Source organism: Roseateles chitinivorans, from assembly GCF_050632235.1.
Taxonomy (GTDB): Bacteria; Pseudomonadota; Gammaproteobacteria; order Burkholderiales; family Burkholderiaceae_C; genus Roseateles; species Roseateles chitinivorans_A.
In genome coordinates, this window is sequence record NZ_CP192584.1 from 4,677,082 (window position 1) to 4,688,021 (window position 10,940).

13 protein-coding genes are annotated in these 10,940 nt (G+C 70.0%); 10 read left to right on the top strand and 3 right to left on the bottom strand.

The window, feature by feature from the left end; genetic code table 11:
* Positions 1-31: 31 nt before the first annotated feature.
* Complete coding sequence (locus ACQ859_RS21250; protein ID WP_431262637.1) at positions 32-520, bottom strand: spore coat protein U domain-containing protein; 489 nt, start codon at positions 518-520, stop codon at positions 32-34.
* 239 nt (positions 521-759) lie between these two features.
* Here ACQ859_RS21250 and ACQ859_RS21255 point away from each other — a divergent pair, with 239 nt between their 5' ends.
* The 7 genes from ACQ859_RS21255 (at position 760) to ACQ859_RS21285 (ending at position 7,564) form a co-directional block, all read left to right on the top strand.
* On the top strand, positions 760-1,827 hold the full coding sequence (locus tag ACQ859_RS21255) for an SPFH domain-containing protein (RefSeq protein ID WP_431262638.1): 1,068 nt from the start codon (positions 760-762) through the stop codon (positions 1,825-1,827).
* A gap of 40 nt (positions 1,828-1,867) precedes the next feature.
* A complete protein-coding gene (locus ACQ859_RS21260) occupies positions 1,868-3,469 on the top strand; it encodes a DUF4178 domain-containing protein (RefSeq protein ID WP_431266619.1) in 1,602 nt (533 codons plus the stop codon).
* A 129-nt stretch (positions 3,470-3,598) separates the two neighbouring features.
* Positions 3,599-3,823 carry a DUF350 domain-containing protein gene (locus ACQ859_RS21265; RefSeq protein ID WP_067270396.1) on the top strand — a complete coding sequence of 75 codons (225 nt, stop codon included), beginning with the start codon at positions 3,599-3,601 and terminating at the stop codon, positions 3,821-3,823.
* Between the two features lie 156 nt (positions 3,824-3,979).
* Positions 3,980-4,750, top strand: coding sequence for a hypothetical protein (locus tag ACQ859_RS21270; RefSeq protein ID WP_431262639.1), 771 nt, complete (start codon positions 3,980-3,982; stop codon positions 4,748-4,750).
* A gap of 351 nt (positions 4,751-5,101) precedes the next feature.
* On the top strand, positions 5,102-5,899 hold the full coding sequence (locus tag ACQ859_RS21275) for a hypothetical protein (RefSeq protein ID WP_431262640.1): 798 nt from the start codon (positions 5,102-5,104) through the stop codon (positions 5,897-5,899).
* A 203-nt stretch (positions 5,900-6,102) separates the two neighbouring features.
* Positions 6,103-6,573 (top strand): PA2779 family protein, encoded by a 471-nt coding sequence (locus tag ACQ859_RS21280; protein ID WP_431262641.1) that lies wholly within the window; start codon positions 6,103-6,105, stop codon positions 6,571-6,573.
* 7 nt (positions 6,574-6,580) lie between these two features.
* On the top strand, positions 6,581-7,564 hold the full coding sequence (locus tag ACQ859_RS21285; RefSeq protein WP_431262642.1) for a PA2778 family cysteine peptidase: 984 nt from the start codon (positions 6,581-6,583) through the stop codon (positions 7,562-7,564).
* A 15-nt stretch (positions 7,565-7,579) separates the two neighbouring features.
* Here ACQ859_RS21285 and ACQ859_RS21290 read toward each other — a convergent pair whose 3' ends face one another.
* On the bottom strand, positions 7,580-7,837 hold the full coding sequence (locus tag ACQ859_RS21290; RefSeq protein ID WP_088406659.1) for a hypothetical protein: 258 nt from the start codon (positions 7,835-7,837) through the stop codon (positions 7,580-7,582).
* A 413-nt stretch (positions 7,838-8,250) separates the two neighbouring features.
* On the opposite strand from ACQ859_RS21290, the gene ACQ859_RS21295 reads away from it, so the two are divergent.
* Both ACQ859_RS21295 and ACQ859_RS21300 read left to right on the top strand, forming a co-directional pair.
* Positions 8,251-9,078, top strand: coding sequence for a PEP-CTERM sorting domain-containing protein (locus ACQ859_RS21295; RefSeq protein ID WP_431262643.1), 828 nt, complete (start codon positions 8,251-8,253; stop codon positions 9,076-9,078).
* Between the two features lie 45 nt (positions 9,079-9,123).
* The gene (locus ACQ859_RS21300) at positions 9,124-9,351 is read left to right on the top strand and encodes a hypothetical protein (protein ID WP_421033822.1); all 228 of its coding nucleotides are present in this window, start codon (positions 9,124-9,126) and stop codon (positions 9,349-9,351) included.
* A 47-nt stretch (positions 9,352-9,398) separates the two neighbouring features.
* Here ACQ859_RS21300 and ACQ859_RS21305 read toward each other — a convergent pair whose 3' ends face one another.
* The gene (locus ACQ859_RS21305) at positions 9,399-10,091 is read right to left on the bottom strand and encodes a glutathione binding-like protein (protein ID WP_431262644.1); all 693 of its coding nucleotides are present in this window, start codon (positions 10,089-10,091) and stop codon (positions 9,399-9,401) included.
* A gap of 97 nt (positions 10,092-10,188) precedes the next feature.
* Between ACQ859_RS21305 and ACQ859_RS21310 the strand changes: the two genes are divergently transcribed.
* Positions 10,189-10,935, top strand: a complete 747-nt coding sequence (locus tag ACQ859_RS21310) for a hypothetical protein (RefSeq protein WP_431262645.1) — start codon at positions 10,189-10,191, stop codon at positions 10,933-10,935.
* Positions 10,936-10,940: the final 5 nt, after the last annotated feature.

Below are 10,940 nucleotides of genomic sequence, written 5' to 3' on the forward strand. Positions count from 1 at the left end.
CGGGCCGGCGTGGCCCGCTCGTGGAAGACGCTCAGAAGAATTCCAGGATGACCGGGATCACGTCCACGTAGACGCCGGGCGGCGTGGTGAGCTGCCGCGCCGGGATGCGGCCGAACATCGTGTACTCCAGCCCGGGTGACAGCCCGAGCAGGTCGATGTCCACCGAGCCCGAAATCGTGACCGTCCCGTTGGTGCCGTCGCCCAGCGGCACGGTGAAGTTCGGATCGGCATACAGGCCGTAACCCAGGCTGGCGGTGCCGGATGACAGGCGCCTGGCCGCGACCGTGCCGTTGCCCGCGCCCAGGTAGACGGTCAGCGGGATCAGCAGCCCGAGGACGCCTCCGCACTTCACCTGCACCTTGGCCGTGCTGCTGACGTCCCCGTAGGCCAGCGGGTTGTAGACGCCGAACTGCAGCGACGTGGTCGTGAGCGTGCAGGTGCACAGCAGCGCGCACAGCGCGTGGGCAGAGCCGGCCGAAGCCACGAGCAGGACCGCCGCGGCCGCCTGGATCCTCTTCATGCGTCACCCCGGACCTGTTGCCCTGCAGTCCGCGCTGCCGCGCGGACAGTCCGGTCACCCTGACGGGAAACCGGTCGTGGCCCGCTCGTTCTGCGTCACGCCCTGGTGACGGGGCAAAGGGCGCTCCGTCGTTTCCATGTGGAAACCCTCCCCCTCGGGGTGACCAAGGTCGCGTTTGCGCTGAGGGATACTCCCCCGCGACGGTCGGTTTGGACCGTGCCTTTTCGTGGAGCAGCGCCATGGGCCTGATGGACTTCATCAAGAAACAGTTCATTGACATCATCCAGTGGACCGAGGACGACAACGGCGTCCTGGCGTTCCGCTACCCGATGCAGGACTTCGAGATCCAGTACGGCGCCTCCCTCACCGTCCGCGAATCGCAGATGGCCGTCTTCGTCAACGAAGGCAAGGTCGCCGACGTGTTCGGCCCCGGCATGTACAAGCTGACCACGCAGACGCTGCCGGTCCTCACCTACCTCAAGAACTGGGACAAGCTCTTCGAGTCCCCCTTCAAGAGCGACGTCTACTTCTTCTCCACCCGCCAGCAGATCGACCAGCGCTGGGGTACGACCCAGCCGGTCACCATCCGCGACAAGGACTTCGGCGCCGTGCGCCTGCGCGCGTTCGGCAACTACTCGTACCGCGTCGTCGATCCGAAGAAGTTCCACACCGAGATCTCCGGCACCCGCGAGCGCTACACCGTCACCGAGCTCGACGGCCAGCTCCGCGGCCTGATGCTGCAGCACATCTCGGACGCGGTCGCCCAGTCCGGCATCCCGTTCCTGGACCTCGCCGCGAACCAGGTCGAGTTCGCCAAGGCGCTGCAGGAAGCCACCGCGCCGTCCTTCGACGCGCTCGGCCTCAAGCTCGAGATGGTCACGCTGCAGAACGTCTCCCTGCCGGAGGAACTGCAGAAGATCCTCGACCAGAAGATCGGCATGGGCATGATCGGCCAGAACATGGGCCAGTTCATGCAGTACCAGACCGCGCAAGCCATCCCCAAGCTGGCCGAAGGCGTCGGCTCGGGCGGCGGCGGCATCGCGGGCGACGCGATGGGCCTGGGCGCCGGCCTGGCGCTCGGCCAGACGATGGCGCAGCAGCTGCAGCAGGGATTGGCCGGCGCCAGCCAGGCCGCCGCTCAAGGCGCCGCTCAGGGGGCCGCGCCCATCCAGCCGCAACCGGTGAGCGCCAGCGCCGACGAGGTGCTCCTGCTGCTGGAGAAGCTCGGCGACCTCAAGGCCAAGGGCATCCTCACCGACGAGGAGTTCGCGGCCAAGAAGGCCGAGCTGCTGAAGAAGCTCAGCTGACGCCGTCCGGCGTCACCGGCTGGTCCCGCCCCGGATCCTGATTGGCTACCGCTTCCCCCAGCGCCGCTGGCAGGCGCACTGCCCCAATTGCGGTGCGCCGGTCGAGTTCGCCTCGGCCGCGTCCGCCAGCGCCGTCTGCAGCTATTGCCGCTCCACGCTGCTGCGTGAAGGCGACGCGCTGCGCAAGATCGGCACGACCTCCGAAGTCTTCGAGGACTACTCGCCCCTGCAGCTCGGCGCCGCCGGACGGTATGCCGGCACGGGCTTCGTCGTCGTCGGCCGGCTGCAGATGTCCTATGCGGACGGTGGCTGGAACGAGTGGCACATCCTGTTCGACGCCGGCGCCGACCGGCCGCCCCGCAGCGGCTGGCTGGCCGAGGACAACGGCCGCTTCGTCGTCAGCTTCGAGGCACCGCTCGACGAGCGCGCGCCCGATCCGGCGACGCTGCGTCCCGGCGGTCTGCAGATGCTGGCGGGCTCGGCCTGGCAGGTCGCGTCCATCGAGGACGCGACGATCGCGGCCGTCGAGGGCGAGCTGCCCCATCCGCCCCATCTCGCGACGAGTTTCCCGGTCGTCGACCTGCGCAACACCGCCGACGAGGTCGCGACGCTCGAGTACAGCGATCCGGCGCGACCCACCTGGTCGGTCGGGCGCGCGGTGGTGCTCGCCGACCTCAAGCTGACCGGCCTGCGCGAGGACAGCAGTGCGACGCTCAAGTCCCGGTCGCTGCCCTGCCCGAATTGCGGCGCGGCGCTCGAGCCGGCACTCGGCACGACGCAGTCCATCGTCTGCGGCCAGTGCAAGTCCGTCGTCGACGTCTCCAAGGGCGCCGGCGCCGACCTGACGGCCTACCGCCAGAACACCGGCGGGGAACCGCAGATCCCGCTCGGCACCACCGGCCTGCTCGCCATCGCGGGCGGCACGCCCCAGCCGTGGCAGGTCGTCGGTTACCTGGAGCGCTGCGACATCCCCGAGTCCAGCGAGGACGAACAGACCTTCTGGCGCGAGTACCTGCTGTTCAGCCGCATGGAGGGCTTCGCCTTCCTGGTCGACACCGAGGACGGCTGGAGCGTCGTGCGCCCGATCACCGGCGCGCCGTCGAACGCGAGAGCCAAGGCCGTCACCTACCAGGAGAAGGACTTCAAGCACAAGTGGACCTACACCGCCAAGGTCACCTATGTGCTGGGCGAGTTCTACTGGCGCGTCAAGCGCGAGGAACGCGCGCTCGTGCGCGACTACGAGTGGCGCAACGGCACGCGGTTGGAGCTGCTCAGCAGCGAGCAGGCCGGCAACGAGGTGACCTGGAGCCACGGTCGCGCGCTCGACGCCGCGGAGGTGCGCCGCTTCTCCGCGCTGCCCGAGGACAAGATGCCGGCGCTGCGCCGCGACGTCTCGTCCGGCATGGACCAGGGCAAGCTGCTGCGCAACATCATCATCGGCATCTTCATCATCGCGGTGCTGTTCGCGATGCTGCGCGCCTGCAGCAAGGACGACTGCGACCGCTACAAGGACACCTACAGCGAGAGCAGCGCCGAGTACCAGCAGTGCAAGCGCAGCAGCCGCGGGTCGGGCGTGGGGTACGTGGGCTCCAGCGGCGGCTCTTACGGCGGTTACAGCAGCGGTGGCGGCGGCCACAAATAGACACGAGCGGTCACGCGTCGCCCGGCAATCGCGGAGACACTCCGGCCGCTCGGACCTCCGCCCATGGTTGGCATGCGCGACCTCGACATCGACATCGACATCGAACGAAAGATCGACCAGGAGAACGACATGGAAGGTTTCGAATGGCTCAAGCCCGCGATCGTGCTGGGCTCCATCCTGTACGCCCTGATCGGCGTGCTGGTGTTCTGGATCAGCTTCATCGTCATCGACAAGCTGACCCCGTACAAGCTGTGGGAAGAGATCGTCGAGCACAAGAACATGGCCCTCGCCGTCGTGGTGGCGGCCATGTGCATCTCCATCGGCCAGATCGTCGCCGCGGCGATCCACGGTTGAACTGACGCCACCTTCATGCCCCTCCCTGCCCGATCCGTCGCCCCTGCCGCGCCCCTTGCAACGTCCGCAACGTCCGCAGCGTCCGCGAGGTCCTCGCGCACCCGTCGACCCGCGCTGACGGCGACTCACGCGCTGGCCCTGGCCGCCCTGCTCGCCATGGCCGGCCCGGCCTGCGCGCAGATGACGCCCTACAAGCCGCCCCCGCCGGCCAAGTCGACCGGCATCGCCCCCAAGGGCGACTTCACGACGGATCTGCAGCGCGCGCGGCCGGAAGCGGACCCCGGACAGGCCGCCGGCAATGAAGGCTCGGACGAGGCCTTCCGCGCCAAGGCCGAGGCGGAGGCGATCCGCAAGGCCAACGCGGCGGGTCGGCACGACCTGATCAAGCGCAACGGCTCGCGGCTGGTGCTGCCCACCGTGTCCGGCCGGCCGGAGCTCTTCGACAGCGTCTGGCCCAACGCCAGCGGCCATGGCGAAGCCGCCTACGAGGACTACCGCTTCGACGGTCTGTCGCCGGATCGCGAATTCTTCGTCGTGCGCGCCACCTACTACGAGAGCAGCGACGTGATCTGGGTCTCGCGCCAGGACGGCGAACGCTACCGGCTGCGCGCCACGCCCCGGCCGTCGCCGGACGGCAGCCTGCTGGCCGTCGTCAACGCGTCCGAGGCGGCGGACTTCAACGGCATCCTCCTCTGGGAGCGGGCGTCGAGCCGGCTGGTGGAGAAGTTCCGGCAGGAACCGGGCGACCGCGACACGCTCTACCGCTTCATGCGCTGGAAGGACAACCGGACCATCGAGCTCGAGCGCACCACCCCGGGCGATCCCCTGACCTGCCGCGATGCGGTGGAGGAAACGCTGGTCCTGCTCGCGCGCGACGGCGATCATTGGTCGCTCAAGGACGTCACCGCGCCGCGCTGCCGGCGCTGAGGGGCCAAGGGGCTGAGCGGCTCTGAGCGGCTCTGAACCGGCTGAAAAGCCGACGAGCGGAAAAGCGGAAAGGCGGCGTGGTCGGCCTCGCGAGGGACGTCGCGGTGGACCTCGCGATCGACCCGCCGTGGACGTCAAGACCTGACCCGTCCACGCGGGGCCAGGCCTTGTCACCAGGCGTAACGTCTGTGGGCCAGCGCACGGAGGCCCTTTTAGACTTCGGCGCCTCGCCTCCCATTCCGCCAGCGCCTGCGTGCGCGCCGCCGTCCGATGTTGTCCGTTCCGTCCGCTGTCGAGGCAGCCCTTCCCGCTGCCGACCTCTCCGACCTCGCCAGTCCCTCCGCTTTCACCGTGCGCCGCGGCCTCGCCTGCCGGACCGCCCTCCTGCTCGCGCTGGTGCTGACGGGGTTCGCGGCCGAAGCGACGTCCAATGCCTGGCCCGCGCCGCCGCGCCCCGTCGCGTCCGTCGGGCTGGCGCCGCGCGGCAGCCTGTTCGCGCCGTCGTCCGAGACGGCCGGCGCGCCCGTCGCCCAGGAAGGCTCCGACGAGCAGTTCCGCGCCCAGGCGGAAGCCGAGGTGCTGCGCCGGCTCGGCCTTCCCGCACGTCGCGACGACCTGCGACTCTGGCTGCCCGTCGCCAAGGGCCGGCCGGTGGTCCTCGACAGCCAACGGCCCGATCCCGCCGATCCCCTGCTGCCCTCGGTGGACTTCCGCCTCGACGGCCTGTCCCCTGACGGCCAGTTCTACGTCGTGCGCGCGACGCTGGCCGCCGGCAGCGAACTGCTGTGGGTGTCGCGTGCCGACGGCACGCGGTACGAGATGCACGGCAACGTGCATCCGTCGCCGGACGGCCGCTACCTGGTCGTGACGCATGCGTCGCCGGGCCAGGAGTTCAACGGCGTCGTCCTCTGGAGCCTCGAGGACGGCCGGCTGGTCGAACGCTACCGCTTCCAGCCCTCGCCGGAGCAGGCGGCCATCAGCTTCCGCTTCATGCGCTGGCGCAACGCGGACACGGTCGAACTGGCGCAGTTCGCTGAAGTCGACGCCGGAACCTGCGACCTGGGGACCCTCAGTTCCACCGCGCTGCTGTCGCGCAAGGCGGAGCGCTGGATCCTGCGCAGCGCCAGCGGTCAGCGCTGCGATCGCTGACATCGACATCGACATCGACGCCGGCAAGGAGGCGGAAGGCACCGCGGGGCCGCCTCAGCGCCGCGCTGCCTTAACACGTCCGCCCCGCCTCCCCGGGGACGGGATCACCCGGCAATTGCATCCGATGTGACGCCCGGTAATCGAACTTGTAACAGCTTCGGTCGCGGACCTAGGATTTCGGCACCCCTTCATCCAGGTCCACCATGAACCGACAAGAACAAGTTTTCCAGGCCGCGTCCAACACCGTCGCGTCCGCGCCCCTCGTGTCGCGCCCCTCGCTGGCCAAGCGCGCGATCGCATCGACGCTGATCGCGTCCTGCACGCTGATGGCCCTGCCGATGCACGCGAGCGCCCAGGTCGTGCCGACCGACGCGCTGGTGCAGCCCGCGGCCCCCGCCGGCACTGCCGCGGACAGCCGCGTCCGCGTCAACGCCTTCTTCGCCCGCGAGGACGTGCGTCAGGCGATGGTCAAGGAAGGCGTCGACACCGCCGCCGCGCAGGCGCGCGTGGACGCGATGTCCGACGACGAGATCCGCGCGCTGGACGGCCGCATCGCCCAGGCGCCCGCCGGCGGCGACGTGCTCGGCATCATCTTCGCCGTGTTCGTGATCCTGCTGGTGACCGACATCCTGGGCTTCACCAAGGTCTTCCCGTTCACGCGATCGATCCGCTGAGGCCCTCATGCCGATGACCCGGCCGGCGCGCCCCGCCCTGTTCTCGCGACCGCTGCTCCCGCTGGCCGCGCCCGCGCTGGCGCTCGCGCTGCTGCTCGGCGGTTGCGCGAGCACGCCGCCGCAGCTGCAGGCGCTGGAACGACAGTGGCCCGCGGACCTGCCGGCGCGCGTCGACCTGTCCGGGAAGACGCCGTTCATCATGCAGGACGACTACGAGTGCGGCCCCGCCGCGCTCGCGATGCTGCTGCGCACGGCCGGCAAGTCCACGACGGTCGAGCAGTTGAAGCCGCAGGTCTTCCTGCCGGGCCGCAAGGGCTCGCTGCAGACGGAGATACTGGTCGCGACGCGTCGCCAGGGGCTGCCGGCCTACGTGCTGCCTCCCCGGCTGGACGCGCTGCTGACCGAGGTCGCCGCCGGTCATCCGGTGATCGTGTTCCAGAACCTGTCGCTGGACATCGCGCCGGTGTGGCACTACTCGGTGGTCGTCGGCTACGACCGGCAGCGCCGGACCATCCTGCTGCACAGCGGCAAGACCGCGCGCCAGGAGGTCGAGCTGCCGGTCTTCGAGCGCACCTGGGCGCGCGGCGACTACTGGGCGATGACGACGCTCCCGCCCGACCTGCTGCCGGCCTCGCTGGACGGCGCAGGCACCGGCGCGGCGCTGGCCGCGCTCGAACGGCTGGACGCGCCCGCCGCGCGCAAGGGTTACGCCGCCGCGCTGACGCGCTGGCCCGGCGAGCCCGTGCTGCTGCTCGGTGCCGGCAACACCGCCTATGCGGCCAAGGACCGGCGCACCGCGGCCCGGCACTATGCCCGGCTGACGGACGTGCGCCCCGACCTGCCGGATGGCTGGAACAACCTGGCGCAGGTGCTGCTCGAGCAGGGGCTGCGCTACAAGGCCTCGCTGGCGATCGAGCGCGCGGTCGCGCTCGGCGGCCCCCGGCTGGACCAGTACAAGGCCCTGCAGAAGAAGATCACGGCCGGCATGTGAGCCGGCCCCGCCCGCTCAGGGTCGGAAATCGATGGTGCGCTGCGCCGCTTCGAGCGCCGCATCGGCCGCATAGCTCCAGGTGTCGAAGCTGCGTTCGAGCTCATGCCAGTAGCCGTTGAGCTCCGGCTTGCCGCCCGGCGCCGGGTGCGCGGCGATCACCAGGTAGCGGGCCCGGAACGGCGGCGCCTCGCCGACGACTTCGCGGACGAACCAGCGTCCGTTGTGACTCTCGACGCCCCCGACGGCATCGGTGTGGTCTGGCTTGGCTGACATGAGGACTCCTTTTTGCGTTGTGATCGGAATCGCGACCCGCTGGCAAGCAGGTCGCGCCTTCACGCCATGGCAAGTTTCCCTCCAACCGTCGCCGGACGCCACGCGCAGCGACGGTGTTTTACCCCCGCATTACAAGGGAGGCCGACCTTCCCTCCGGCGGCGCTTCCACAGGCCATGTCGGCGCCCCGTGGGCGGTCCGCGAAGCAACTTCCACGCCGGAAGTGTCGGAATTCATTACACCTGCTGACCCATTCTCCAGGGACAGGCGTCGCAAGTCCTTGAGGCGCCGGACATTCGGGGGCCGTGGCTTGGATGTTGCTTTCCGGATCCGTTTTGCGGATGGCCTTCCGCCTCCGGGAAGATGGCCTCCCGCCACCGACCACAAGAACGACAGACAGCAGAGAGAGAACCCGATGAAGCGCTCGCCCCTCCTTCCCGTCCTCCGGTCCGCCCTGGCCGCCACCGCCCTGTGCGCCACGGCCCTTGCCGCCCAGGCCTCGGTGCTGATCCTCGGCGCGCCGCAGCAGGCCGGCGCGCTGGCCGACGTGCAATCCAAGATCGCGGGCACGGGCGTGGTCAGCGGCGTCGTCGACGTCTTCAACGTCGCCACCGGCACGCCCACGCTGGCGCAGCTGCAGTCGTACAGCGCGGTGATGGTGTTCTCGGACGCCAAGTACGCGAACGCCGCGGGACTGGGCGACCTGCTCGCCGACTACGTGGACGCCGGCGGCGGTGTCGTCGAGGCGGGCCTCTCGCACGCCACCGTCGGACTGCGCGGCCTGACCGGCCGCTTCGTCAGCGGCAACTACGACGTCTACAACAGCAGCACCAACCAGAACTCCTGCGGCAGCCTGGGCGCCGTCGCCCTGCCGGACAGCCCGCTGATGCGCGACATCGACAGCTTCAGCGGCGGCCTGTCCGCGATCTGCTACCGCATCACCCCCAAGGCCGGCGCCGTCTCCGTGGCGTCCTGGACCAACGGCAACGCGCTGCTGGGCTACCGCACCGACCACAACGGCATCGTCGTCGGCCTGAACATGAATCCGGTGTCCGGCGATGTGCTGTCGGGCCTGTGGGATCCGTCGACCGACGGCGCGCTGCTGATGGCCAACGCGCTGGCCTTCGCCGCGCGCGAGCTGCCGGAACCGGGCTCGCTCGCCCTGCTGGGCATCGCCGCGGTGGCGGCGGGCGTGGCGGGCCGCCGGCGCAGCCGGGCGGTCAAGGCCGCGGCCACGGCCTGAGCACCGACGCCTGACGGAGCCGGCCCCTGAGGGATACTGCGGCGCATGTCCACGCCGCCGACCTTCAGCTTCCCCGTCCCGCCCGCCGACCTGGTGATCACCGAGGACGAGCGCGCCGCGCTCTACTTCCTCCCGCAGTCGCCCGGCGGCATGCCGGTCAGCGAGGAGATGCAGCAGCGGCTGCAGGACAAGGGCCTGGCGACGGGGATCCGCGAGGACGGCCGCCGCTGGCTCACCGAGCTGGGCGACCGCGCGCGGCTGGGCAAGATCTGACCCCGCCGCGGACGGCCCGCGGCTTCGGCCGTCCGGGCCGGCGCGCCTCAGCGCCGCTCGTACTGGGTCTTGCCGAACAGCACCTCGCGGGCCTTGTCGTCGACCAGCGGCCGGCGCTTCTCGGCCAGCACCTCGACGGCGCGGACCACCGCGGGCCGCTTGGTGATCTCGTCGAACCAGCCCTTCAGGTGGGGATGGTCGGCCATCTCCACGCCCTGGTTCTTCGCCCCGCGCAGCCACGGGAAGATCGCCATGTCGGCGATGCCGTACGCGTCCCCCGCGATGTACTTCGTGTGTGCCAGGCGACGGTCGATCACGCCGTAGAGGCGCTTGGCCTCGTTGGTGTAGCGGTCGATGGCGTACTCGATCTTCTCGGGCGCGTACATCCGGAAGTGGTGGGTCTGGCCCAGCATCGGGCCGACGCCGCCCATCTGGAACATCAGCCACTGCAGCGCGTCGTAGCGCCCGCGCGTGTCCGGCGGCAGGAACTGCCCGGTCTTGCCGGCCAGGTACAGCAGGATCGCGCCGGACTCGAACAGCGAGATCGGCTGCCCGTCAGGGCCGTCCGGATCGACGATCGCGGGGATCTTGTTGTTGGGACTGATGGCCAGGAATTTGGCATCGAACTGCTCGCCGGCGCCGATGTCCACGGGAATCACCCGGTAAGGCAGCCGGCACTCTTCCAGCATGATGTGGACCTTGTGGCCATTGGGCGTGGGCCATGAATACACTTCGATCATCAAGCGTTCTCCGTTCGGGCGCGAGGCCCTGTTCGTCGACACTCCAGTCGACACCTCATTGCACGGACCCCGGGCCCTGCGCGCATCGTCCCGCCTCATGGTAATCAAACAAATCAAACTGTGGTTCGCCGCCCGTGCCAACGCGGCCCGGTGGCGTCCCTTGAGCGACTGGGCCTCGGAACGCGGCGGCCAGCTGCGCCAGGCCCGCGACGGGCGCGGCTTCGTCATCGACCTGCCCCGCACGCTGCCCGGCCTCACCCGCATCGAATGGGGCCCCTCGCAGCGCAGCTACATCGAGGGCTACGAGCTGCGCATGCGCTGCGAGCTCAAGGTCAACCCCGACATGCAGATGATGCTCATCGAGCGCAAGCTGATGGAGCGTCTCGAGAGCAGCGTCTTCGAGGCCTACACCGACACGCTGCGCACGCGCGTGGACACGGACACGCCCGAGGAGATGCGCTGGCTGGTGATGTTCCCCAAGCACTCGCAGCTGGAGTCCAAGCTCGTGCGGCAGCGCTTCGGCGCGGTGGGCATCAACCGCGAGCTGGTGATGGCCTGGCTGGACACCGACCTGTCCGAGCGGCTGGCGCAGGCCACGCAGGACATCCTGGTCGAAGGCCGGCCGTTCGTGCTGCTGAGCCTGAGAGGCAACGTCTACCTGCGCACCTCGATGCCGGAGCCGTCGCTGGCGGAGTTCCAGGCGCTGACCCGCGTGCTGGAGGCCGCGGCGGCGAGCGCGCAGGCGGTGCACCAGCGCCTGGGGGACGGCGGCCCGTGGCCCACGACCACGTCGGTGGCCTGGCACAGCCGGCCGTCCGAAGGCGATTACGGCTCGCCGGCCTGACCCCG

Excerpts from the sequence above, each read along its gene's own strand:
- ACQ859_RS21250 (WP_431262637.1), bottom strand. The coding sequence starts at position 520 with ATGAAGAGGATCCAGGCGGCCGCGGCGGTCCTGCTCGTGGCTTCGGCC.
- ACQ859_RS21255 (WP_431262638.1), top strand. The coding sequence starts at position 760 with ATGGGCCTGATGGACTTCATCAAGAAACAGTTCATTGACATCATCCAG.
- ACQ859_RS21265 (WP_067270396.1), top strand. The coding sequence starts at position 3,599 with ATGGAAGGTTTCGAATGGCTCAAGCCCGCGATCGTGCTGGGCTCCATC.
- ACQ859_RS21270 (WP_431262639.1), top strand. The coding sequence starts at position 3,980 with ATGGCCGGCCCGGCCTGCGCGCAGATGACGCCCTACAAGCCGCCCCCG.
- ACQ859_RS21280 (WP_431262641.1), top strand. The coding sequence starts at position 6,103 with ATGAACCGACAAGAACAAGTTTTCCAGGCCGCGTCCAACACCGTCGCG.
- ACQ859_RS21285 (WP_431262642.1), top strand. The coding sequence starts at position 6,581 with ATGCCGATGACCCGGCCGGCGCGCCCCGCCCTGTTCTCGCGACCGCTG.
- ACQ859_RS21290 (WP_088406659.1), bottom strand. The coding sequence starts at position 7,837 with ATGTCAGCCAAGCCAGACCACACCGATGCCGTCGGGGGCGTCGAGAGT.
- ACQ859_RS21295 (WP_431262643.1), top strand. The coding sequence starts at position 8,251 with ATGAAGCGCTCGCCCCTCCTTCCCGTCCTCCGGTCCGCCCTGGCCGCC.
- ACQ859_RS21300 (WP_421033822.1), top strand. The coding sequence starts at position 9,124 with ATGTCCACGCCGCCGACCTTCAGCTTCCCCGTCCCGCCCGCCGACCTG.
- ACQ859_RS21305 (WP_431262644.1), bottom strand. The coding sequence starts at position 10,091 with ATGATCGAAGTGTATTCATGGCCCACGCCCAATGGCCACAAGGTCCAC.
- ACQ859_RS21310 (WP_431262645.1), top strand. The coding sequence starts at position 10,189 with ATGGTAATCAAACAAATCAAACTGTGGTTCGCCGCCCGTGCCAACGCG.